This window comes from Candidatus Methylobacter favarea, from assembly GCF_902806695.1.
GTDB classification, from domain to species: Bacteria; Pseudomonadota; Gammaproteobacteria; order Methylococcales; family Methylomonadaceae; genus Methylobacter_B; species Methylobacter_B favarea.
Genome location: NZ_CADCXN010000124.1, coordinates 25,481 through 48,859, shown reverse-complemented (window position 1 = coordinate 48,859; position 23,379 = coordinate 25,481). Strand labels below are relative to the sequence as shown.

Annotated in this window: 22 protein-coding genes; 7 read left to right on the top strand and 15 right to left on the bottom strand. The window is 48.1% G+C overall.

The genetic code is table 11. The features are described from left to right. The first annotated feature begins 18 nt into the window (after nucleotides 1–18). Both mazG and ypfJ read left to right on the top strand, forming a co-directional pair. Nucleotides 19–819: a nucleoside triphosphate pyrophosphohydrolase gene (gene mazG / locus HUX64_RS18400; RefSeq protein ID WP_174627644.1), complete on the top strand. Its 801-nt coding sequence runs from the start codon at nucleotides 19–21 to the stop codon at nucleotides 817–819. 56 nt (nucleotides 820–875) lie between these two features. Beyond that, entirely contained in the window at nucleotides 876–1,730 is an 855-nt protein-coding gene (gene ypfJ, locus HUX64_RS18395; protein WP_174627643.1) for a KPN_02809 family neutral zinc metallopeptidase, read from the top strand. Nucleotides 1,731–1,787: 57 nt separating this feature from the next. Here the strand turns inward: ypfJ and HUX64_RS18390 are convergent, their stop codons facing one another. From HUX64_RS18390 to HUX64_RS18365, 6 genes are all read right to left on the bottom strand, one after another. Then, nucleotides 1,788–2,336: a response regulator transcription factor gene (locus HUX64_RS18390; RefSeq protein ID WP_174627687.1), complete on the bottom strand. Its 549-nt coding sequence runs from the start codon at nucleotides 2,334–2,336 to the stop codon at nucleotides 1,788–1,790. Further along, on the bottom strand, nucleotides 2,314–3,693 hold the full coding sequence (locus tag HUX64_RS18385; protein WP_174627642.1) for an ATP-binding protein: 1,380 nt from the start codon (nucleotides 3,691–3,693) through the stop codon (nucleotides 2,314–2,316). Before HUX64_RS18385 ends, HUX64_RS18390 begins: the two co-directional genes overlap by 23 nt. 230 nt (nucleotides 3,694–3,923) lie before the next feature. Beyond that, nucleotides 3,924–5,591 carry an energy-dependent translational throttle protein EttA gene (gene ettA / locus HUX64_RS18380; RefSeq protein WP_174627641.1) on the bottom strand — a complete coding sequence of 556 codons (1,668 nt, stop codon included), beginning with the start codon at nucleotides 5,589–5,591 and terminating at the stop codon, nucleotides 3,924–3,926. Between the two features lie 63 nt (nucleotides 5,592–5,654). Then, nucleotides 5,655–6,128 (bottom strand): SRPBCC family protein, encoded by a 474-nt coding sequence (locus tag HUX64_RS18375; protein WP_174627640.1) that lies wholly within the window; start codon nucleotides 6,126–6,128, stop codon nucleotides 5,655–5,657. Nucleotides 6,129–6,624: 496 nt separating this feature from the next. Continuing rightward, nucleotides 6,625–6,834, bottom strand: a complete 210-nt coding sequence (locus HUX64_RS18370) for a cold-shock protein (RefSeq protein ID WP_174627639.1) — start codon at nucleotides 6,832–6,834, stop codon at nucleotides 6,625–6,627. Nucleotides 6,835–7,003: 169 nt separating this feature from the next. Further along, on the bottom strand, nucleotides 7,004–7,906 hold the full coding sequence (locus HUX64_RS18365; RefSeq protein ID WP_174627638.1) for a DMT family transporter: 903 nt from the start codon (nucleotides 7,904–7,906) through the stop codon (nucleotides 7,004–7,006). 261 nt (nucleotides 7,907–8,167) lie between these two features. On the opposite strand from HUX64_RS18365, the gene HUX64_RS18360 reads away from it, so the two are divergent. Next, entirely contained in the window at nucleotides 8,168–8,386 is a 219-nt protein-coding gene (locus HUX64_RS18360; protein WP_174627637.1) for a hypothetical protein, read from the top strand. Between the two features lie 25 nt (nucleotides 8,387–8,411). Here the strand turns inward: HUX64_RS18360 and HUX64_RS18355 are convergent, their stop codons facing one another. From HUX64_RS18355 to HUX64_RS18345, 3 genes are all read right to left on the bottom strand, one after another. After that, a complete protein-coding gene (locus tag HUX64_RS18355) occupies nucleotides 8,412–9,101 on the bottom strand; it encodes an O-methyltransferase (protein WP_174627636.1) in 690 nt (229 codons plus the stop codon). A gap of 80 nt (nucleotides 9,102–9,181) precedes the next feature. Continuing rightward, nucleotides 9,182–9,634 (bottom strand): DUF4112 domain-containing protein, encoded by a 453-nt coding sequence (locus tag HUX64_RS18350; RefSeq protein WP_174627635.1) that lies wholly within the window; start codon nucleotides 9,632–9,634, stop codon nucleotides 9,182–9,184. After that, nucleotides 9,588–9,923, bottom strand: a complete 336-nt coding sequence (locus tag HUX64_RS18345) for a hypothetical protein (protein WP_174627634.1) — start codon at nucleotides 9,921–9,923, stop codon at nucleotides 9,588–9,590. The genes HUX64_RS18350 and HUX64_RS18345 overlap by 47 nt, the downstream gene beginning before the upstream one ends. A 207-nt stretch (nucleotides 9,924–10,130) precedes the next feature. Here HUX64_RS18345 and HUX64_RS18340 point away from each other — a divergent pair, with 207 nt between their 5' ends. Further along, nucleotides 10,131–10,601, top strand: coding sequence for a CreA family protein (locus HUX64_RS18340; protein WP_174627633.1), 471 nt, complete (start codon nucleotides 10,131–10,133; stop codon nucleotides 10,599–10,601). 21 nt (nucleotides 10,602–10,622) lie between these two features. On the opposite strand, the gene rnd is transcribed toward HUX64_RS18340, so the two are convergent. The 4 genes from rnd to HUX64_RS18320 form a co-directional block, all read right to left on the bottom strand. After that, the gene (gene rnd / locus HUX64_RS18335; protein WP_174627632.1) at nucleotides 10,623–11,795 is read right to left on the bottom strand and encodes a ribonuclease D; all 1,173 of its coding nucleotides are present in this window, start codon (nucleotides 11,793–11,795) and stop codon (nucleotides 10,623–10,625) included. A 143-nt stretch (nucleotides 11,796–11,938) separates the two neighbouring features. Continuing rightward, the gene (locus HUX64_RS18330) at nucleotides 11,939–12,541 is read right to left on the bottom strand and encodes a DbpA RNA binding domain-containing protein (protein ID WP_174627631.1); all 603 of its coding nucleotides are present in this window, start codon (nucleotides 12,539–12,541) and stop codon (nucleotides 11,939–11,941) included. A 44-nt stretch (nucleotides 12,542–12,585) separates the two neighbouring features. Then, nucleotides 12,586–13,890 carry a peptidylprolyl isomerase gene (locus tag HUX64_RS18325; protein ID WP_174627630.1) on the bottom strand — a complete coding sequence of 435 codons (1,305 nt, stop codon included), beginning with the start codon at nucleotides 13,888–13,890 and terminating at the stop codon, nucleotides 12,586–12,588. Beyond that, on the bottom strand, nucleotides 13,887–16,736 hold the full coding sequence (locus HUX64_RS18320) for an LPS-assembly protein LptD (RefSeq protein ID WP_174627629.1): 2,850 nt from the start codon (nucleotides 16,734–16,736) through the stop codon (nucleotides 13,887–13,889). Before HUX64_RS18320 ends, HUX64_RS18325 begins: the two co-directional genes overlap by 4 nt. A gap of 137 nt (nucleotides 16,737–16,873) precedes the next feature. Here HUX64_RS18320 and HUX64_RS18315 point away from each other — a divergent pair, with 137 nt between their 5' ends. The 3 genes from HUX64_RS18315 to HUX64_RS18305 are packed head-to-tail and all read left to right on the top strand — an operon-like array spanning nucleotide 16,874 to nucleotide 18,721. Then, on the top strand, nucleotides 16,874–17,839 hold the full coding sequence (locus HUX64_RS18315; protein ID WP_246247130.1) for an aminoglycoside phosphotransferase family protein: 966 nt from the start codon (nucleotides 16,874–16,876) through the stop codon (nucleotides 17,837–17,839). Further along, nucleotides 17,836–18,519, top strand: a complete 684-nt coding sequence (gene murU / locus HUX64_RS18310) for an N-acetylmuramate alpha-1-phosphate uridylyltransferase MurU (protein ID WP_174627627.1) — start codon at nucleotides 17,836–17,838, stop codon at nucleotides 18,517–18,519. Before HUX64_RS18315 ends, murU begins: the two co-directional genes overlap by 4 nt. Continuing rightward, nucleotides 18,512–18,721, top strand: a complete 210-nt coding sequence (locus tag HUX64_RS18305; RefSeq protein ID WP_174627626.1) for a dodecin — start codon at nucleotides 18,512–18,514, stop codon at nucleotides 18,719–18,721. The genes murU and HUX64_RS18305 overlap by 8 nt, the downstream gene beginning before the upstream one ends. 53 nt (nucleotides 18,722–18,774) lie before the next feature. Here the strand turns inward: HUX64_RS18305 and HUX64_RS18300 are convergent, their stop codons facing one another. Together HUX64_RS18300 and HUX64_RS18295 are read right to left on the bottom strand one after the other, a co-directional pair. Beyond that, entirely contained in the window at nucleotides 18,775–20,205 is a 1,431-nt protein-coding gene (locus HUX64_RS18300) for a TolC family protein (RefSeq protein WP_174627625.1), read from the bottom strand. Between the two features lie 5 nt (nucleotides 20,206–20,210). Beyond that, nucleotides 20,211–23,369, bottom strand: a complete 3,159-nt coding sequence (locus HUX64_RS18295; protein ID WP_174627624.1) for an efflux RND transporter permease subunit — start codon at nucleotides 23,367–23,369, stop codon at nucleotides 20,211–20,213. Between the last annotated feature and the right edge of the window lie 10 nt (nucleotides 23,370–23,379).

Genomic DNA, 23,379 nt, shown 5'->3' with positions numbered 1-23,379 from the left:
AGCACTGATGAGTTATTGATGCTGAAAAATACCCGGAACCTGTTGGCTATCATGGCCAGACTGCGCCATCCGGAAACCGGATGTGCTTGGGATGTCAAGCAGGATTTTACCAGCCTGATGCCCTATGTCATCGAAGAAGCCTACGAAGTGGCGGACGCTATCGAGCGCAATGATCCGGATGACTTGCGTTCGGAGTTGGGCGATCTATTGTTACAGGTAGTTTTCCATTCCCGCATCGCCGAGGAGCTGGGGCTATTCGATTTCGAAGAAGTTTCCGGGGCTATTTGCGAAAAACTGATACACCGGCATCCGCAGGTTTTTTCAGATACGGTTTTTAACAGCGATGAGGAACGCCATCGGGCATGGGAACAGGCTAAGGCACTAGAGCGGCAAAGAAAAAACAAAACCGTTGAGCAGGACAGCGTTTTAGCCGGGGTGGCCGGCAATCTTCCGGCCCTGATGGAATGTGAAAAAATACAGGACCGTGCAGCAAATTACGGATTTGACTGGTCTGAAGTGTTGCCGGTTTTTGATAAAGTCAGGGAAGAGATGGAGGAAGTCAGGGAAGCGTGGGAATCCGGCGATCAGGCTCATATCAAGGAGGAAATTGGCGACTTATTGCTGGTCGTCGTTAACCTGGCCCGTCATTTAAAGGTTAATCCTGAAATCGCCCTCAAGGAAAGCACGAAAAAATTTTCCAGACGATTTCAATATGTAGAACGTCAGGCTAGGGCATCAGATCGAGATTTAAGGGACTGCGATCTGGCTGAGCTGGACGCATTCTGGAATGCAGCAAAAAAGGCTTTAATGAAGCGGTAAAATAAACTCCATTAGACGTATTCGTTCTGATTTTGAAGCGGTAAGGAGAAAGCATTATGCGTGAAGATGGACGTGAAAGCAGTAATATTGAAGATCGGCGCGGCCTGCGCATGGGCGGCAGAGGAATAATCGGCGGCGGACTGGGAGCAATCGTCATGGCCGTTATCGCGATGTTGCTCGGCGTTGATCCAGCCGTGGTTTTGAATCAGCTCGTTAATCTCGCGCCTCCTGAGCAACAGGCTCAGCCTGTGCCTTTAAACCCGGAAGAAGAGCGGCTTAAAAAATTCATTGCTGTCGTGCTGGCTGACACCGAAGACACCTGGGGCGAGATATTTCAAAAATCAGGCGGCCATTATGAACAGCCCACACTGGTGCTTTTCAGCGGCCAGGTAGAATCGGCCTGCGGCTTCGCCCAAGCGGCGATGGGCCCCTTCTATTGTCCGGGTGATCACAAACTTTACCTGGACATGAGTTTCTTCAACGATCTGGCCGCCCGCCATAACGCGCCCGGCGACTTCGCCCAGGCCTATGTCATCGCTCATGAGGTAGGCCACCATGTCCAAAATCTGCTGGGCATTGCGGACAGAGTCTATCAGGCTCGGCAACGCGGCAATCCGGCGCGAAACAATCAATTACAGGTGCACATGGAATTGCAAGCCGATTGTTTCGCCGGCGTATGGGCGAATCACGCCGATAAATCCCGGCAAATTCTCGAACCCGGCGACATCGAGGAAGCGCTGGCTGCGGCCAGCGGAGTGGGTGATGATCGCCTGCAAAAACAGGCGCGCGGCTATGTAGTGCCCGAATCTTTTACCCACGGCTCCTCTGAACAGCGCATGCGCTGGTTCAGCATCGGCATAAAAACCGGCGATCCGAAGCAGTGCGATACCTTTAAGACTGGAAAATTATGAGGCTGGCGGGCAGACTGATTTGTAAACAAAGATAACCGCCAGATTGGCTTGGCGGCTTTATTCTCTCACCGGTTTTTTATCCAGTTTTCTTTGCAAGGTGCGCCGATGCATGCTCAGGGCCCTGGCTGCGGCCGAAATATTGCCGTCATGCTGCATCAATACTTTTTGCAAATGCTCCCATTCCAGACGTTTTACCGATAAGGGGTTCTCACTAATCAGCACCGAGGGGTCGCCTTCATTTTTATTTAAGGCATTAACGATTTCATCAGCATTGGCAGGTTTGGTCAAGTAATGTATGGCTCCCAGCTTTATCGCCTCAACGGCTGTGGCAATACTGGCAAAGCCGGTTAGCATGACAATCTGCGTGTTGGCATCCAGAGAGATGAGTTTTTTTACCAGTTCCAGCCCGGATTCATGGCCAATGCGCAAATCAATCACTGCATATTCCGGGACATTTTGCTCGGCAAGCATGATGCCGTCTTTTACATTATTAGCCACCAGCACTTCATAATTTCTTTTTTCCAGGGCGGTTTTCAGTACCCGGCAAAAAGTTTCATCATCATCAACCAGCAATAACCGCGGCTTATCCAATTCCTGAGTTCTCATCATTATTTTCTGCCTTTAATAACGGTAGCGTGATTGCTACACAGGCTCCGCCTGATTCCACATTTGAGATCGTAATTCTACCGCCTAAGCGATTGATTGTGGAATAGGTTAAAAATAATCCTACGCCCAATCCCCGCTTCTTGCTGGCTATCGGTTGTTTGCCTGCCAACTCGGCTATTTCCAACGGAAGCCCTGAGCCGAAATCCCGAATTTTAATGGTAATAAAATCCAGATCCCATGACGCATGAAATTCAATGCCCGGCTCAACCGGTGACGCTTCCACGGCGTTATTTAAAATATTAATGATGGCGTGAGTGAGTGTACGTTCAGCAATGATTTTCGCTTGGGTCGCAACGCAGGGATTGATGAAGAAGTTCAGTTTTGCCGTAGGTTGATGAACGCGCCATTGATTGAGTACCGCATCAATATAATCGGCCACCAGCGTGATTTTGCCTGACTCCGCGCGCAGTTCGCCGGCCGAGGCTGACATTACCGAAAGAGCTTCCTTGCATCGATTGATCTGTTGCTGCATGATGAGTGTTTTTTCATGCAAATCGGGAAAACGATGAAGGGGGTACTCCTGCTCCAGTTCGTGAGCCACGATGGCAATAGTTCCTAACGGTGTTCCCATATCATGGGCAGCGCTGGCAGCCAGGGTGCCCAACGCTACAACACGCTCGTCCCTTAAAGAATTTTCCCGGGCTTCGGCCAGATTTCGCTCCTGGTTCTTGAGGGTCTTGGCCAGTTCAGCAACAAAAAATGCGACCAATCCGGCACTAAATACAAAACCAAACCACATGCCAAACAAATGCAGGCTGAAATAGCTTTTGTCGCTCATGGCATGGGCTTGCTGCAGCACTTGATAATGCGCCATATCCGAGTGCAGCAGCGCCGGATCCGGTATATGCGGTTCTATAGATGGCAGGGGAACATTGAAGGCAATTAAAACAGTATATATGGAGGTAGTTAAAATCACCATATACCAGGAATAGGATTGGGGCAGCATGATGGTGGTAATAATGACGGGCAACAGGAAAACCCAGGTAATAGGATTTGACGCCCCCCCTGTCAAATACAATAATGCCGCGATAGACAGGACATCTATCATTATTTGGAAAAAAATCTCAAACTCGGTAACCGGCTCGTCTGTCTGCAAGCGCATCGAGGTATAGATATTAACTGAACCTATCGCTAATATTACCAGCCAGAGCTTCTGCTCCGGCAGGCGAAAATCAAGACCGTGTATCGATAAAAAAATCAGAAAGGACTCAATGAGCATCATCAGATTCCTGAGGACATAAATCCATTTCAGGTTTTGCCGGGCTGCATCTTCTGACTTGAGAGAATGGGAAATCATTTTATTAGAAAAGTAGGGGCTGGACAGACTGTAATTCGAATTAAAATTTACGGCTCGCATAAACCTTGGTCATCGACAATTGCTTATTAAACTCTGCATTAGACTGACAGATAGCTGTTGGTAAATGCCGGTATGCTCGGAATTACAGTAGCCATCTTGGGTAAAAGATTTATTATTCAGGCATGAGCAATGAATAGTGTGCCCTGCTTCCCTGCAGGTATGGAAATATACTACTGCGACAATTTTTTATATTTTAGGCGATGTGGATTATCGGCATCACTGCCCAGGCGGCGATGGCGGTCGGCTTCGTAATCCGCATAGTTGCCTTCAAACCAGACAACAGTACTGTCCCCTTCAAAGGCCAGCATGTTGGTAGCGATTCTATCCAGAAACCAGCGATCATGTGAAATAACCACGGCGCAGCCGGGAAAAGCCAGTAATGCTTCTTCGAGTGCGCGCAGGGTTTCCACATCCAGATCGTTAGTCGGCTCATCAAGCAACAGCACATTACCGCCGCTTTTCAGCAGCTTGGCCAGATGCACACGATTACGTTCACCGCCGGAAAGATCGCCGATGCGTTTTTGCTGGTCCGCGCCTTTAAAATTAAAGCGGCCTACATAAGCGCGAGATGGTGTTTCATACTTGCCTACGGTTATCATATCCAAACCATCGGAGATTTCTTCAAAGACGGTTTTTTTCGGGTCCATGTCATCACGCAACTGGTCAACATAGGCGAGCTGCACCGTTTGTCCCAGTGTTAAAGCGCCGGAATCAGGCTGCTCAAGAGCGGCCATCATGCGGAACAGCGTGGTTTTACCGGCGCCGTTAGGGCCGATGATGCCGACTATGCCGCCCGGAGGCAATTTAAAGCTCAGGTTGTTAATCAGTAATCTGTCGCCAAAACCCTTGCAGATATGGTCTGCTTCAATAACAATGTCGCCCAGGCGCGGGCCGGGCGGAATATAGATTTCCTGGGTTTCGTTGCGCTTTTGCAGATCGGATGAAGACAGTTCTTCAAAGCGCGTCAGCCGGGCCTTGCTTTTGGCGTGTCGGCCTTTGGGATTGGAACGCACCCATTCGAGTTCAGCTTTCATGGCCTTTTGGCGAGAGGATTCCTGTTTTTCTTCCTGCAGCAGACGAGCGCTTTTTTGCTCCAGCCAGCTTGAATAGTTGCCTTCCCACGGTATGCCGGAGCCTCTGTCCAGCTCCAGAATCCAGCCGGCGACATTGTCCAGGAAGTAACGGTCATGGGTTACCGCGACGACGGTTCCGGGATAATCGTGCAGGAACCTTTCGAGCCAGGCCACTGATTCTGCGTCCAGGTGGTTGGTAGGCTCATCCAGCAACAGCATATCGGGATTGGACAATAATAAACGGCATAAGGCGACGCGGCGTTTTTCACCGCCTGATAATTTGCTGACATCGGCATCCCAAGCCGGCAACCGCAACGCATCGGCTGCGACTTCAAGTTTACGCTCCACATTATGGCCGTCACAGGCATTGACAATATCCTCCAGGCGCGCCTGTTCTGCAGCAAGTTTGTCAAAATCTGCATCCGGTTCGGCATAAGCGGCATAAACCGCATCCAGTTGCTGCAATACCGCCTTGATTTCAGCGACTGCTTCTTCAACATTGCCGCGCACGGTTTTAGTGGAATCGAGTTGCGGTTCCTGTGGCAAATAGCCGATATTAATGCCTTTTTGCGGGATGGCTTCGCCTTCAATATCCTTATCTATACCCGCCATGATTCTCAGCAGAGTAGATTTACCCGAGCCGTTTAAACCGAGTACGCCGATTTTTGCACCGGGGAAAAAAGAAAGAGATATGTCTTTGAGTATGTATTTTTTGGGCGGGACAATCTTGCCGACCCGATTCATTGAATAAATGTATTGCGCCATGATTTTTGACAAAAATAGTAAATTGAACAGGTTAACCTGATAAAGATTAGTATTCCATAGGAATTATGAATTTTTCATGGTTGCCAGATGCTGAATCAAACTTTGCTCACCTTTTTTCATGACCCGCGCATGGTTCCAGGCAAAAATTGGGCGAGTCAAGGAAGCAAACCAGTTCATCCAGGGTTTGCAGGTATATACCCGCCACTTAAATTCAACCTGAGTTTGATTTGTCGAGCCTGCGGAAGTTAATTGACAAATGCCCTCCCCCTGTAAATCGCCTGTTACTTCAACATTAATGAAGCGATTAGCTTGAATTTGCGTTACCCGCAAATTCAACATCAGGCTATACGGCAAACAGGTACGCCAGTAATAACGTCTGACATTGTTAATTCCATTTATATCCCCTTCTTCCATTTGCTCGACTGCAATCACGTATTTCCACCAGGATGGCCATGTTTCAGTATCGACCAGGCATGACCAAACCGTTTTGACAGGCGCAGGAATCAGCCAGAATGTAGTCAAGTGAAACTTGGGCATGCAGGCAAAGGTTTATTTATCATGCAGGTATAGTATGGTTTTTTGCTAATAAAACAAGAGCAGCGGCAGGGAAGCGGGTAGGCAGTCCTTCTTACTGACAAATATCTTGCTCAGGCACAGTCTGTGCGTGTAATGTGTCGAGGATTGAAGACAGGCAAGGCGAATTGCTTTGGCGCGGCTTTCGGAAGTCCGGAATATTAATAAAGAACGCCAGGGGCTAGCAGCGGATATCGGCGAAATTTATCCAGCATAAAACACTGCCACCGGTATTCATCTTACGCAGAAATGGACAAGCCGGTTTTAGTTACAACATATATAGCTATTAATACAAAAAGTACAAATAGAATAGCCTGTCTTTAAGTCTTTGCCAAACCGATTCGCACAGTGGCGCTTTTAGCAATCCCTTGCCACTGGACAATGGCAGGGAGTTGTCCGAGTCATTACATTCAAAGAGCGAACCCAAAGTCAGTTGACTTTGGGTTCGCTTATCGGTTTGTTACGCGGGGGTTACATTCTCTGCTTGCGGGCCTTTTTGACCCTGAGTTACCTGCATCGTAACTCTTTGGCCTTCCCGCAAGGTTTTGCGGCCGGAACCGTTAATTGCGCTATGGTGAACAAAAACATCTTTGCCGCCTTCTTGCTCAATAAATCCAAAACCTTTTTCATCATTGAACCATTTAACAGTACCTACAACTTGATCTGACATATCACACTCTTACTTAAAAAAACGCCAATTTTGGTCGGCTTTACAAATCCCAGCTTCATTAAATTAAAGCCGGCTCAAACTTTCACAGCGTCCAAATAGTAGCACTAAAAATGTAACTTGAGCAAAAACATTTTAACTCTTCTTGATTATTTTTTATCTAACAGTTTATCTATGCCTCTTCCTTAATGATACTTCCTGACTTACCGGCACTTGATCGATCAACAAATTCATGCGTAATAAGCGCTATTAGAATTAGAAAAGTACCCGCTATAACCTTTAAAGTCAGTGGTTCATTATTAATGGCATTTCCAATAATCAGGGCCAACACCGGCGAAACCATGGTAATCAGCGCGACACGCGTAGCCGCAAGCCGGGTAAGCAAATAGTAATACAGCACAAAACCTATGGTAGTAGCGATTACGCCCAGATAAATAATGGCTATCAAGTTGAGGGGCGATACTACTGCCGGCCAATGACCATCCATTATCGCCCAGGTTAGCAAATAAGGCGGTATTGCCACTGTTAGCCCCCCTCCTACCTGAGATAAAGCAGGGACTTTTGCATCAATGCGTTTTATCCAGACTGCACTTGTCGATTGCAGCAAGGCGGCGGTGAGCACGCCGATAATGCCCAGCACAGCATTATGACCCAGCTGCAAGGCCGAACCGAACATAATGGCCAGGCCGCTACTGCCCAGAACATACGATAACAACTTGCCCGCTTTCAAGCTGCGTTCTCCCAGCCACATTGCCGCCAGTAAAGCCGTGAGCAAAGGTGTCAGGCCAAATATTACTGAAATCCAGCCGGAAGGAATAAATTGCGCGGCCCAATAAACAGCCAGCATGGATCCATAGATCTGTACGGCCACGGCCAAATAAGTCAATCCGGCTTTACGGTGCCAGGCCAGGCGCTGCCCCTTTATTCCCATTACGAATAATATGCAGGCGGCGCCTATTACCATCCGTCCGGTAACGCCAAATAGAAAGCCTGAACCTTCGCCGCTCCATTTAATGGCCAGCGGCGTTGTCGCCCAAAGCAAAATGACGCTAATATAAGCCAGGGCTATACGCATCAGATTAAAAATACCTGCACAATAAATAATGAGAGCATGGCAATAGTCAGTAGCTTAAAAACTGTCATTTAAGTTGCATCCAGCCATAAGAAAAATTTCGGAGCAATTCCAAGCATACACCGATCAGGAACTTGATGAGCAAGTGTAACTCCAAGGCGTGAACAGAAAATTGCCTGACTTCTACCGCAAAGCCAGTTTAAACTTATGATTTTTCAGCACTCATTCTTAGCCAAAACCGATTAATACAGATGGAAATACATTATGAAAATAAATGAATCAGAATTTGCACCGGCGCGTGATTTTTTACAAAAACAACTGGAAGCCCACTCCTGGTGGCCTAAAGAGCAACCGGGCCAGGCTCGCCAGGAGTTTAATGTAATGAAAGCCAACGCCACTGCGCTTAATGTCTGGTGCAAAAAATGGCTGGATTCAGGGCAACTACGGCAGCTTGAAAAAGCAATAAAGCGCCAGGTTCTTTAAATTTGCCGATGCATTATTTTAGAACTCATACTGTCTTTTTGCGCGCGACAATAACTCCATCCCTGGTCGGATTTATAAAAGCGTCAAATTCAGGATCATTAAATATGAGCTGATTATGCTCCATTATGGCTTCGGTCCAGCCGATAAATACATCAACATAGTTGTCCACCGCTACGCGTCCATGCCACAGTACATTATCGGCAATATAAAGCCCGCCTGGACGAATCCGGTCTTTAGCCATTTGCCAAACTTCCGGATATTCATTTTTATCAACATCATTGTAACAAATGTCGAATAGACCGTCAGTCCTGGCAAAAACTTCCTGGGCGATTTCCGCCCGGAAATCAATTCTGTCCCATAAACCGGCAGCATCAAGATATAGCTGCGCTTTTACCTTATTCGCCGCATCGCCGTCTGTGCAAATCACTTGGCCATCAGGCCCAACTGCTCTTGCAAACCAGTAAGCGGAATAACCATAGCCGCTGCCAAATTCAAATACCCGTTTGGCATTGGCGGTCTTTGCCAGAGTCTCAAGAAAAATACCTACTAATCGCCCAACGATAGGAAAACTTTTCTCTTCCGCCAGAGTTTCCATCTGCGTCAATACCGGATGATCAGTTTGACTTGTTAAAGTGCGCATATACTTTTCAATGGCCGGATTAACCGGAATTAAAACGCTGGGATTATTTATAGTGGGAGATTGCATATTGGCCATTATCTGTTCCTCGTGGGTTATAAATGAAAACCGTTCAGCAGACTTAAGGCAGATTGCTAAGGCTTAAGACTGAATACCGGTTAATTAATGGCATTTATCAGCCATATCAATATCTTAACAGCTGCCCAAATAACAAGCGCCAGCCCGCTAATAAGGGAAATTGATATTATCGCGATAGAGACCGCACTTCTTCTGACCGCTTCTCGGGGTGAATTATGGTAAGCGGTCATCAGTTCAATATTTTTTTGATTTGCTTTAAAAACAATATCAAAAATATCGCCGGCTACAGGGATCATGCCTATGAGCGTATCAAATACGATATTTACGGCCATGCGGGCAATAACTACAGTAGGAACTCCCGTACTAACAGCCTGCAGCAGGAGATAACTGGATAAAGCTCCCCCCGTTACATCACCTATGCCCGGAATTAAGCCTATCAGACTATCGAGCCCCATCCGGATAGAAGTTCCAGGAATACGAATTGAATTATCCAGCAACCATGCCCAACGCTCCAGTTGTTTTATATTTTTCATAATGTTTAGGTTCCTTGTAAAGAGTTGTATAAAAAGTCAGGTCAGGAAATTCAGCCGGCAGCAGATCTGGTACAAAGCCATGCCAGCATTTTAAGCTAAAACTTTTGAGCATTAACGCTGTTTCAGAGATTCGCTGCTTTGCATTAAATTCCCTATAAAAACAAATTAAACGGGTGCTATTACGGAAGATTATTACAGTAGCTGATATAAATCGGTCATTTCTAAACTTCATAAATCGTTTTAGCAAAGCAAACCTGGAAAAAAGCGGCAGTCTTTCCGGCCATTGCACCTTATGCTTTAAAATAAATTGTCAAAGATGGCTCATGATTTATTTAATAATCCTGCATGGCCTCGTCAATTTAATCTGGCTGAATAGAAAAACAGAACCTACATAAAAAATACTCGCTACAATTAAAATCAAATGTAACAATGCACAGCACGATTAACATACTTGCCTAAAACTGTTCCATTTCCAACATTCAGGAGTTTCTTTCCAATGAAAAAGCTAATTTTTTGGTCGCTGCTAAGCCTTGCTCTGGTACTTAACATGTTAACAGCCGGTGCGGAAACATTGGGCCATGTTGATACAAAATTCAAATGGATGGGACCCGATGACAAGATTGTCGTTGAAGCTTTCGATGATCCGGCAGTAGCCGGCGTGACCTGTTATCTGAGCCGGGCGAAGACGGGAGGTATTTCGGGAGGTATCGGTGTGGCCGAGGATAAATCGGATGCGTCCATTTCCTGTCAGCAGACCGGCCCTGTCACCCTCCCTGATGATATCAGGAGCGGCAAACGTGACAATGAACAGGTTTTCAAGCAGCGCACTTCGTTAATATTTAAATCAATGCAGGTCGTACGTTTCTATGACAAAAAGCGAAATGCTCTGGTTTATCTGGTTTATAGCGATAGAGTTATTGAAGGATCTCCAAAAAACAGCATCACCGCCGTTTCTCTCCGACCCTAAGGGCTGAGGCATTTCGCCGCCCTAGTAATCAAGCACTGCTTTCTCGATAATATTGAGTTTTTCCGACTTAACGCCAAGCAGCAGTTCGCCTTTTAATAAGCCTACCAATTCCCTGCCCACCATGCTGAAGCGCCAGCCGTGCAGTAATAAGCACTCCTCCTCTTCATCATTAAACAGCAGCGCTTCCAGATCTTTACGGGCGGCGAGAATGACGGGATTCAAGGCATTCTCTTCAGCCCGTATTCTTACTAATGCCGTTAAAATATCCAGTACGGCTTCCTGCTGTTGGGTTTTTTTAACCGGCCGCCCTTTGGCATTTAAAGGACTCGGCGGACGTTGCTTGGCGGCGGTGATTAACCGGCACAGTTCCTGTCCATAACGATTAACGACGCGCTCATTGACGCCCCGCACATTGACTAACTGGCTAACCGTTTCCGGTTGCAGTTTGGCCAAATCAAACAGCAATTCATCCCGCAGCAGCCAGCTCTTGGGGCGATTCTCGGACTGCGCCGATTTTTCCCGCCATTCAGCCAGTGCCTGAACAATTGACAACTGCTTTCCCGTCAGTTTGTTTTTGCCTCTGATTTTCAGCCAGGCTTTTTCCGGCGTCACCTCATAAAGATTCGGATTGGCCAGCTCGGCAAAGTCCTGCCTGAGCCAATCCATCCTGCCCAGCTCAGTTAATTTACTGGCCATTAATTGATAAATCTTGCATAAATAAATCACATCATCTGCAGCATATTGAATTTGATCGCCGGTCAATGGCCGCCGGCTCCAATCCGCTCTGGTATGGGCTTTGTTCAGATTAACATTCAATAAACTGGAAACCAGCATCGCATAACCGGGATTTTCCTGAAAACCCAGCAGCGGCGCCGCTAGCTGGGTATCAAAAACAGGTGTCGGCAATTTGCCGGTCAGTTGATAAAAAATTTCCAGATCCTGGCGGCAGGAATGAAATATTTTGACAATTGATGGACTGTATAAGGCTTCAAAAAGACTATCCAGATCAGGCAGTGCCAAAGGATCAATGCAGGCCACCCATTCCGGCGTTGCTATTTGCAGCAAGCAGAACTTCGGATAATAGGTCTTTTCGCGTAAAAATTCGGTATCAAGAGCCAGCCAGGGTTCTTTCTTTATCTGCTTACACAGCTCCGCCAGTTGAGCAGGCGTGTTTATATATTGAATTTCTGTCATTTTGCTTAAATTAGCTGTCATTAAAATTAACTAGGCGCATGCTTCAACTTCTTAAGGGAGTCGCTCCGGGAATTGCATTATTTTTCTTAGGCAATCATATGGACGGCGCGGAAAGGGCTTGCTTAAATGCCCTATTTAATTGGCTACTCAACCCCGATTTTATTATCACCGTCATCAATTAATCTAGGCTTAGGCTGCAATGTCTGTCTGGAACGAGGATTCCGGCGCTTTTTATGGCGGGATTTTACCCGCTTTATATCGAGCTTATGGTGATTAATTTCCACTGATTTTAAATGCTCGAATATATCCAGCGGCATTTTATCGGGCAGTTCGATAAGCGTGTAATCCGCTTGTATATTAACATTCCGGATATTATTTTTATCGACGCCTGACTCCTCAACCAATACCTTCTTGAGTTCTTCCAGAGTAAGCTGGTTTTTACGCCCCACATCCAGACGATAGCGGACCATTTTCGTGCTCGTCTGGAGACTTTCAAGAGCGGTTAATTTATCCGGCTTTTGCGGCGTGCAGCAGAATGCATGTTTAAAAGCAGGGGCTTCCTGATTTAAACAGATCAGCAACGCGGCGGCGCAATCCAGAATATCAGTGTGCAGTTCAGCCGCTACTTCCTTGATTAGCGTACGCTCAGACTCTATGGTTTTACCCTGAAGTATCGGCTGCAAAAGAGTTTTCAACTGAGTCTTCGCGCCTTGCCGGGATGCGGCCGGTTTATTGCTGATATTCATCCTCTATTTCATGCTCTTCGAACGGTTGATCGCCGCTGCGTTATTCAAAGCCGGTCCTGATAGATTTCTACAAAAGCTTCGTCCCGTAAGCGGCGCAGCCAAAGTTCTGTTTCTTCCTCAATTTTTCGTTTGCGGATTGCCTCCCGAACCAGATTTCTTTTAAACTCCTCGCTGTTGTCTTTATTTTGCCGGTCCAGCACCTGAATCAAGTGCCAGCCAAATTGAGTCTGTACAGGTTCGCTGATTTCATTGACGGCCAGTTTCCCCATAGCTTCTTCAAACGGCTTAACCAGGTCTCCGGGCCCAACCCAGTCGAGTGATCCGCCCTTTAATGCCGAACCTTTGTCATCGGAATGCGCGCGTGCGAGCGCTGCAAAATCATCGCCGTCAGCAATACGCGCTTTTAAGGCGAGCAGGCGTTTTTTTGCCTCCGCATCATCAATCAGCTCATTGGTTTTTATCAGGATATGCCGGACCTTGGTTTTGGTCACCATGTGGGCATCAAGGCCTTTTAGCTCCAGCATTTTTATAATATGAAAACCGCTTGGGCTGCGGATAGGCTCCGCCACCTCGCCTTGAGCCAATTTACCGACCACATCCACAAACAATGTGGGGATGTCGCCCATCGTCCGCCAACCCAAATCGCCTCCTTTTAGCGCATTGGCGTCATTCGACTCGCTGATTGCGCTTTGCGTGAAATCCTGTCCTGCCCGCAGGTTCTTGACAATGACTTCAGCTTTACTGCGAGCTTTTTGTATCTGCGCTGCAGAGGCGGCTTCTTTCACGGCAATCAGTATATGGCCTAAATGATACTGAACAGCCTGTTCACCGATTTTATCCTGGGTTTCCAGGTAGTGATCGACCTCTCTATCCGTTACTTTAATACGCCCGCCTATTTCTCTGCCCCGCAGCTGATTTATGATAATTTCATTGCGCATATTATCCAGAAAACTTTTATAGCTAATACCCTGGCTTTCCAGTTCCGCCCTGAATTCCTGCAAATTCATATTATTTCTTTGGGCAATATCAGCCGCTGAACTATTGAGCATTTCCTCGGTAACATTAACTCCGGCTCTTTCGGCCAGCTGCCGTTGCAGCTTATCGACAATCATCTTTTCCAGCACTTGTCTGCGCAGCACGGACGCAGGCGGCATCGCCGCCTTAGCGGCTTGAATTCTTTGCTCGATTGCCGCTACCTCGCGCTGCAGCTCGTGCTCCAGAATAACGTCATCTTCAACCACGGCAATAATGGTATCCAGCACTTCAGCCTGAACTGGAAAGCTGCTGAATAAAAAACTGCAAAACAGGACAGATGCAATCACCCTGGTCATTTTTTTCTGATCTATCATTGTTGAGGTTTCCGGTAACCGTAAATACTCTGCTCGAAGAATCGGTCCAGTTTTTCTCCTATCCCTGTCAAGCCCTTAAGCTCTATCTGGAAAAATACACCGGTCTGGCTGGTGCCGCTGACTGTGGTATTGAGGCTATTGAGATCGCTAGTGGTATTAATGAGGTTATTATTGATAATACTGTTAATGTAGCGCCGCCCGATGACGCGAAAACGCCAGCAGCAATTTTCTTTTTCCAGGCCGATAAAGCTGTCCTGGGTGGTGTTGTAGAGCAGCGAATATTGCCAGCGTCCTACCGCATACCAGTTATTGTATATCGGCCAGCGAAACGACACGTCCGTCTGGATAATGTCATTGCTTCTTATAAAACTGGTATCTCTTAACGGATCATTCAGAGGGATATTATTGCTGTTCAGGGTATTCTCAATCAGGTTGTTTTTTCTGTAAAGATATCCCACATTAATAATCTCATCCGGCTGGTTGATAAAATGAAGCACTGCCTTGCCCCGGACAATATCATTCTGGTCAGGATCCCATTGCAAGCCGGTTTCCATAGAAACATGATCGGTCAGCTGGGCATATAATTCTGAAACCAGGGGCGATAGCGTACTGGTTTCAACGGGGCCTTCCAGGTACTTGCCGTTTTTACTGACGGTAATGACGGGCGCCGTAACTTCCCGGTCACGAAAATACAGGATTTCACCGATGTTCAGCCTCAGCCTTTCCCTGCCGGTTGCAGGATCTTGCAATCGCGAAGTTAAGGCAACGGTTACCTGATTGGCATCCTGCACCCGATCCGTGCCGCTAAAGCGGTTTTCCCGGAATAGACTGCTGTACCAGAAGTCATACAGGGCCGTATCAAAGATCGGAATATCGCTCTGATCCTTTTTGGGAATATATAAATAAAACAGCCGGGGCTCCAGCGTATGCAGCATGGATTTGCCGGCCAGATTAATATCCCGCTCCAGATACAAACCGCTGTCTACAGACAAAATAGGCAGCGCCCTGGAAATATTGTCGGGCCTGCCCGCTACCTGATTCTGCAGCAGATACTGCGTGTATTGCAATGACGCCTTGGGCGTCAGGAAAGCGCTGGCGGTTTTCAATGGAAAACTGAACGAGGGTTTGACATTTAATCTTTGTCCCGTGGGCAAGTCATTATTATGCTGAAAATACACCAGTTCATTTTCCATCGCTGTATCCAGCGGCATGAAACTGAACGAATGGTTCAGGTTCAAATTAAACTGGGGCAAGCGGCGATAAGGGATTTGCCGGCCGCTTAAAGCCGGGTCAACGGTCTGGTAGTTCTCGAGCCGGCTGACAAAGGCAATGCCCGGTCTTATATAATTAAAATCGGCAGTGCTTCTGATAAAACTGAAGTTGGGGAAACTGAGCGCATTGCCCAGCTCGGCAAAATAATCTTTATCGGAAACAAAATTCAAGTCCCAGTTTAACGACAGCTCGGGAGTAAAAACGCTGTTGTTTTTACTTGAAGCCAGAAACCGCGGCTTCTTTCTGAGCTCATCATTGGGCAGATATTCCCCGCTTATAATTCCTCTGAAGTGCTCGGTCAGATAACGGAAATTGCCGCCCAGCATAATGCCTCGCTTGGTGAAATAACGAGGCTTCAGGGTCGCATCGAAATTTGGCGCTATATTCCAGTAATAAGGCGCGGAAAAGTTAAATCCGCCCGTGCGCGTCGTGCCGAATGCCGGCGCCAGAAAACCCGAAAGCCTTCTGTCATCGGTCGGAAAAGACAGATAAGGCGAATAAAAGACCGGCAGCCCCTTGAATTCAAGCCAGGCGTTTTTAGCGGCGCCCTTGCCGGTAGTCTTGTTCAGTTTCAACTCGGACGCATGCACGACCCAGTCCTGATTGCCGGGCTGGCAGCTGGTATAAGCCACATCTTTATAGCGGGACAAGGCTTTGCTATCGCGATAAGCCGCTTTTGCCCGGCCTCTGAGCGGCGTCGCAGGAGCAATAAAAATCGTATTCCGCAGCCTGGCTTCATCGGAAGTCAATTTGAGCGTGGCGGCCTCACTATACAAACTCAATTCATCCTCGCTGTAATAGACATTTCCCTGCAGATTCAAGGTCTCCGAAACACTGTCGTAATTAGCTATATCGGAAGATGAGCTCTGATCGGCGCGGCTTATTTGGACATTGCCGTAATAACTGCCGATTTCATTCTCGAATATTTCGGAATAATCAGATTTCACATCCAACGGCGATACATTCCGTAAATCCTTGCCTGGCACAAAAACAGGCCGGGTTCCAAGCTGTATAGTGCAATTTTCCCAGGGATCATATTTCAGCCGTGACTTTAAAGTGCTAAAGGTTCGCTCCTGTTCATAATCAAACGCCGGATTCAGAAGACTGAATCCGGCTTCATCGGTTCCTACAATCCTGGCCTCGCCTTTAGGATCAGTGCCGGACAGATTGCAATTCCAGCCTTTATTTTCCTCATCAACATTACAGTTCCAGCCCGGACGCCTGGTTTCAGCCTGAGGCGCGGCTTCTCCCGGTGACGAGTCCTGAACCGGATACGGCCTCTTTGCAGGAATGTTTTCTTCCGCTTCAGAGACCGCGGATTTTTCAATCTGTTCAGGTTCCGCTGGTGCGGGTTGAGTATCAACAGGTTTTGACAGCGCCGGCCGGGCATTTTTAATGGCTTCAGGTTGCTCCGGAGGAGGGCTTTCAGCAGTTTTACTTGCAGGTTTTTTATCGCCAACACAAACCCATTCCTTGCTATTTTTATCTTGTTGACAATTCCATGAGGCTTCATTGGCAAAACTGACAGGGAGGTAAAATGAGGGTAAAAAAACCAGAAATAAACGGCGGAGCATAGAAAATATAAGTTTATTAGCTTAATGAATCGTAAATCGAATAAAATGCCTGAAAGTCATTTTACCTTATATTCACTGCCGCATAATAACTAATCCGCCTGCCCATGATGATGCCTGGAGACTTAAGAGCAATAGCTATGCTCGATTGGCTTGAAAACGATCTGTTGCTGACTATCAATTGTTGCGAGCCGGCTTCCAGCGATGCCAGTTTCCGGCGTTACTTCAGAATCAGGACGCCGCAGGGCCAATTCATTGTCATGGATGCGCCGCCGCTAAAGGAAAACGTTGAGCCTTTCATAAAAATCGCTGACTTGCTGGCCCGCTCTAATGTCAAGGTGCCGGCCATTTTTCATCAAAACCCGAGCGAAGGTTTTTTAGTGCTTGAGGATTTCGGTACGCAATGCTTTCTGGATCAGCTCACTGCCGGCAACGCTACAGCTTTATATCAAAGCGCTCTCGACAGTTTATTCAAGCTGCAAAGGCAAACGCCCTTACAAAACAGCGGCCTGTCCGGTTACGATGAGCCTCTTCTTGAGAGAGAACTGGCTATCTTTGACGAGTGGTTTCTGGATAAGTTACTCGGCATTGAGCTTCCGGAGCACATACGAAGCTCAATTCATACCGTGCTTATCGACTCGGCGCTGGAGCAGCCCAGGCTATGCGTACATCGGGATTTCCATTCCCGCAATCTTATGGTATTAAATGAGGATTCGCCCGGCGTGCTGGATTTTCAGGATGCGGTTATCGGCCCGATTACCTACGATCTGGTATCCCTGTTAAGGGATTGCTATATAGCCTGGCCTGAGCAGCAGGTGGAGGCATGGATGACCGGGTATTTCCAGCGTCTTTCTCATGCCGGGCTTATCGTTTGCAGTCGGGCTCAGTTTAAACGCTGGTTTGACCTGATGGGACTGCAGCGCCACCTTAAGGCCATCGGCATTTTTTCCCGTCTGCATTTAAGGGACGGCAAGCCCGATTATCTTAAGGACATACCCCGCACCCTGAACTATGTCATGACCCAGGCGCAAGCTTATCCTGAATTTTCTGACTTTAGTAATTTTCTGCACAGCCAGGTTTTACCGATATACGGCGTAACAGCATGAAAGCGATGATTCTGGCCGCAGGGCGCGGCGAAAGAATGCGGCCATTAACTGACCATATTCCAAAACCCTTACTGTCAGTCGCAGGCAAAGCTCTTATCGAACATACCATTAACCAGCTGGTTGCGGCCGGCTTTAGCGATATAGTCATCAATCATGCCCGTCTGGGCCGGCAAATAGAAGAAAAGCTCGGCGACGGCCACAGGCTTGATGCGCATATCAGCTATTCTCCGGAAGGCGAACAAGCCCTTGAAACTGCCGGCGGCATCATTAAGGCCTTGCCCTTGTTGGGTGATGAGGTGTTTCTGGTAGTCAATGGCGATATTGCCACCGACTTCCCCTTTATCCTGCTCAAAAATGTGCCTGTCGATTTGGCCCATCTGGTGCTGGTCAATAACCCCATGCATCATGTTCAGGGCGATTTTGGCCTGGATAGCGCCGGCATAGTCGTGGATAATGGCACTGCCAGGTTCACTTTTAGCGGCATTGGCTTGTACCGACCTGAACTGTTCCGCAGCATACCCGCCGGAAAAAGCAAACTGGCGCCTCTGCTGCGCCTGGTCATACCGGAACGAAGGGTTTCAGGGCAAATATTTAACGGCTTCTGGATGGATATCGGCACCCCGGAGCGTTTGCAGGAACTGGATTTTTATTACACCCAAGGGGAAAGAGACCATGAATGATCATATTTACAAAAAACTAGAACTGACCGGCTCATCAACAGTCGGCATACAGGATGCCATCGAAAATGCAGTCAGCAAAGCATCAAAAACTGTCCACGACATGCGCTGGCTGGAAGTCGTCGAAACCCGCGGCCATATAGCCGACGGCAAGATTTCCCATTGGCAGGTCACTATCAAAATCGGCTTTACTTTGGTTGAGTAAAGGAAGATCCTGATTACCTGTTCCTCCCGTTTTGATCATCGTAAAAGCCGCTGTTATTTCCAGCCTCCTCCCAGGGCCTTGTAGATGTTTATTGTCGCCAGGCGCTGGCGTTTGATGACATCGATTAATTCGAGGTTCGCCTGCAAGGCATTCTGTTGCGCAATAAGCACCTCCAGGTAGCTGGCCCTGGCATATTTATAAAGCGCGTTAGAGGTTTCAACAGACTGTTTCAGCACGTCGCTCTGTTGTTTTTTCAGCGCATGGATATTTTGTAAATTCCGAAGATTTGAGAGTTGATTCGCCACTTCAACATAGGCGTTCAAAATAGTGCGCTGATAATTGTACATAGCGCTCAACTGGTTTGCCTTGGCTGTGTTGAACTGTGCTTTCAAGGCATTCCTGTTGATCAGCGGCGCAGCCAAGGTGCCCATAAGCGAATATGCGAGCGAGGCCGGCGATACAAATAAAAACTCGGGATCGAATGCCTGATAACCCAGGGTGGCCGTGATATTGAAATTCGGAAAGAACGCCGCCTTTGCCGCTTTCAAATCGAATTTGCTGGCCTCGATCTGAAATTCCGCTTCCCGAATGTCCGGGCGGTTTGCCAACAATTGCGAAGGAAAACCCGCTGAAATTTGCTGCGGAATTTCCTCGAAAAAAACGTTTTTGGCCCGCTCAATGGGTTGCGGATAGCTCCCCAGCAGGAAATTCATTTTGTTTTCGATTTCGGTGATCTGTTGCAGCGCGTTTTTTTCCAGTACCCGGCTGTTGAGCAGTTGCGCCTTGAATTGCTGCACCGCTAATTCATTTGCCCTGCCGGCTTCTTTCTGTATTTTGATGACATCGACGGCCTCCTGCTGTTTGCGGATGGTCTGCCGGATAATGTCCAGCTCATTATCCAGCGCCAGCAATTCGTTATAGAAAATCGCAACGCCGGCAACAAGATTTGAAATGACAAAATTGGTTCCTTCAATGCTGGCCAGATAGTATGAAATAGCGGACTTGCGCTGATTTCGCAATTTTCCCCAAATATCAACTTCCCACGATGACTGCAAGCCCAGAAAGATGTCGGTATAATTTTCGGGCACAATTCGACCTGGCGTAATTTCAGTGGAAGCGTTGCCTGCGCCGTCCATTGTGTACAGCCCGAATTTCTGAACCCCGCCGCCGACTGCCAGCTCAACTCGCGGCAGCAGGGCGGCATTGGCCAGCTTCACGCTTGAGCGTGAGATTTCAATGCGTTGCAAAGCTGTTTCCAAGTCGATGTTGTTTTTTATTGCAGTGTCCAGCAGCTTTACCAGATGCGCATCGGCGAAGAACCGTCGCCAGTTGATGCTGGCAATCGTCGTGGTGCTTTTTTGCTGCGGGAAACTGGCAGGTATTGTCTTTTCAGAAATAGACAAGTCGGTATTGAGTGTGGTGCAGCCAGTAAAAATTATAACGATTAACGAACGGGTCAGGGAGTGATAAATTCTACGCTTCATTGGGATTAGATAGTTTCAGTGAATGCCGCATCTTCTTTTTTTCCGGCGCGATGACGCTTCTCTGCAATGCTTGCAAACACCACATATAAACCCGGGATGACAACGACCCCGAAAATTGTCCCGAAAAGCATCCCCCCTGCCGCGGCCGAGCCGATGGTATTGTTGCCTATCTTGCCGGCGCCCGAAGCAAACATTAACGGAATAAGACCGGCAATAAAGGCAAATGAGGTCATCAAAATGGGACGCAAACGCAGTGCTGCGCCTTCAATGGCGGCTGCGAGCGGCGTTTTTCCCAGCCGGTGCTGCATCGTGGCAAACTCAATGATCAAAATGGCGTTCTTGCCGAGAATGCCGATCAGCATAATCATCGCGATCTGCGCGTAGATATTGTTTTCAAGGCCCATGATCATCAGAAAAAACAGGGCGCCGAAAATGCCGATCGGCAGCGAGAGAATCACCGGCATGGGCAACAGGAAGCTTTCGTATTGGGCGGCAAGCAGCAGATAAACGAACAACAGGCAAATCATAAAAATATAAATCGCCTGATTGCCCGCCTGGGCCTGATCCCTGGATGAGCCCGCCCAATCGTAGCCAAAGCCTTTCGGCAAATTTTGCGCGGCCACGTCCTTGATGGCGGCGATCGCCTGCCCGCTGCTGTATCCCGGCGCCGGCTGGCCGTTGACCATAGCCGAGGTGTACATGTTGTAACGCGTTACCTGCTCAGGGCCATAGACCTTTTCAACACGAATGAAAGAAGAAAAAGGCACCATTTTTCCTGCATCATTTTTGATATACAGCTTCATCAGATCATTGGGCTGGGCGCGATATTCGGGCAGCGCCTGCACCATGACTTTATACATCTGGCCGAAACGGATAAAGTTGGTGGCATATTCACTGCCGATAAGGGTTTGCAGCGTATTCATGGCGTTCTCGGCGGTGATGCCTTTTTGCGCGGCCTTATCATTGTCAATATACAGCAGAAACTGCGGAAAACCGACGTTGAAAGTGGTAAAGGCATTCAGGATCTCGGGCCGCTTGTTGAGCTCTTCCACAAAGGCATCGGCCACTTTCTGCAATCTTTGAAGATCGTCCGAACCGGTTTTATCCAGCAAGCGCATTTCGAAGCCGCTGGAATTACCATAACCCGGCACCGGCGGCGGCGTGAAAAACTCGATGCTGGCATCTTTGATATAGCGGGTTTTTTCTTCCAGATCACGGATGATGTCTTTATCGGAAGCCGGTCTTTCCTCCCAATTTTTCAAGCTGATCAGATTCATGCCGTACACGGCGCCTGTACCTTCGGAGAGCAGACTGAACCCTGCCAGGCTGGAAACCGAAATCACACCGTCCAGGCCCGATGCAACGCGCTGCACCTCATCCGACACTTTTTCGGTGCGCTCAAGGGTTGCTCCCGATGGCGCCGTGATATTTGCGTAGATAGTCCCTTGATCTTCTTCAGGGATAAAGCCTGTAGGGACATAAGTTCCTATCAAACCGGATCCTACAGAAAATCCAACCAATACCCCAAAAGTTATAATCCTTCTGTCAGCGATGGCGCCGATCAGTTTTTTGTAGTTATCGGACAGCTTGTCGTACCAGTTATTAAATCCCGCAAAGAAAAGCTGTAAGCCCGATTTTTCAGCATGCCCGGAACCATGAATATGCTTGAGAAACAAGGCGCACAGCGCGGGAGTCAGAGTGAGCGCCGTGATCCCCGAGAGGACGATGGAAAACGCCATGGTCAGGGAAAACTGCCGGTAAAAAACGCCTTCGGGGCCTTCCATGAAGGCCACCGGCAAAAACACGGCCGCCATCACCAGCGTGATGGCGATAATTGCCCCGCTGATTTCGCGCATGGCCTGTTCGGTTGCTTTTATCGACCCTATGCCGGAATGTTCCATTTTGGCGTGAACGGCTTCGATGACCACAATGGCGTTGTCCACGACAATACCGATAGCCAAAACCAGTGCAAACAGGGTAATGAGATTGAGGGAAAAGCCCATCAGCTGCATGAAGAAAAAGGTGCCGACCAGCGACACCGGCACGGCAATAATGGGTATGAGGGTGGAGCGAAAATCCTGTAAAAAGATGAACACCACCAGGGCAACCAACAGGAAGGCTTCCACCAGGGTTTTAACGACTTCATGAATGGATGCGTCCAGAAACTCGGAAACGTCATAACTCAGGGTATAGTCCATGCCCGGCGGGAAGGAAGTTGATTTTATCGTCGCCATTGTTGCTTTAATGTTATTAATCACCTCCTTGGCATTGCTGCCCGGACGCTGCTTTAACAAAATGGCGGCGGAAGGCCGGCCGTTTTCTTTGGAAAGGACGTTGTAATCCTGGGAATCGAATTCAATTTCGGCCACATCCTTGAGCCGCAGGATTTCGCCATTCTCCTTGCCGCTCAGGACGATGTTTTCATACGCATTCCTGGTATTGTATTTGCCCGTGTACTTTAAAACGTATTGCAGCGCCTGCGCCCTCTTGCCCGAGCTTTCGCCAATCTTTCCCGGCGCCGCCTCTACGTTCTGAGCCTTCAATTTTTCGACTATCTCGATCGCCGAGATGTTGTACATCAACAGTTTATCGGGCTTCAGCCACACGCGCATGGCGTATTCCCTGGAGCCCAGGATTTCAGCAAAACCGACCCCGTCTATTCTTTTGAGCTCTTTTAGAACATTGATGTCGGCAAAGTTGTAAAGAAATTTCTCGTCCAGCGTGGGGTCCGAGCTGAGTATGTTGATATATAAAAGCATGGCGTTTTGTACTTTCTCGACAATAACCCCTGCTTTAATGGCTTCTGCTGGCAGCTCGTCCAGCACCGAAGATACCCGGTTCTGCACATTGACGGCGGCGACATCAGGATTGGTGCCTGCCTTGAAAATAATCTGGATTTCACCGCTGCCGTCATTGCCGGAAACAGACGACATATAGGCCATGCCGGGCACGCCGTTGATCGCTCTCTCCAGCGGCGTGATCACGGCCTTGACGACCACTTCCGCATTGGCGCCTATATATTTGGTTGTGGCATTGACCTCGGGAGGCGCGATATCGGGAAACTGGGTAACAGGAAGCCGGCTTAAAGACAACAAGCCTATCAAGGTAATGAGAATGGATATTACGATCGACAGTACCGGACGATGAATGAATTGGGAAGTCATGATGATCCTG